Genomic DNA, 419 nt, shown 5'->3' on the forward strand with positions numbered 1-419 from the left:
GCCATAATACCGATGGGCCCCGCCCCCGCGATCAGAACGTCTTCACCCAGAAGATCGTAGGAGAGCGCTGTATGGGCAGCGTTGCCGAACGGATCGAAGATGGAGTAGAGCTCTTCTGGTATATTGGGATTACAGGGCCACACATTGGAGGACGGAATCACCAGATATTCCGCAAACGCCCCGTTCCGGTTTACACCGACGCCCTTTGCATCCCGGCAGTTTTCTTTGTGGCCTTCCAGACAGTTCCGGCATTTGCCACAGGTGATGTGGCCTTCTCCGGATACCAGATCCCCCACCTGATGTCCGGTTACGCCTGCGCCTGTTTCGACGATCTCGCCCACGTATTCGTGGCCGGCAGTAAGACCAATCGGAATGGTGTGCTGCGCCCAGTCATTCCACTCATAGATGTGTACATCCGT

At 56.3% G+C, this 419-nt stretch carries 1 protein-coding gene; it reads right to left on the minus strand.

Annotated elements, in window-relative coordinates:
• The coding region (locus NE664_14580) for an alcohol dehydrogenase catalytic domain-containing protein (GenBank protein ID MCQ4727861.1) at nucleotides 1–419 on the minus strand (419 nt) is incomplete at both ends.

The organism is Anaerotignum faecicola (assembly GCA_024460105.1).
Lineage (GTDB): Bacteria > Bacillota > Clostridia > Lachnospirales > Anaerotignaceae > JANFXS01.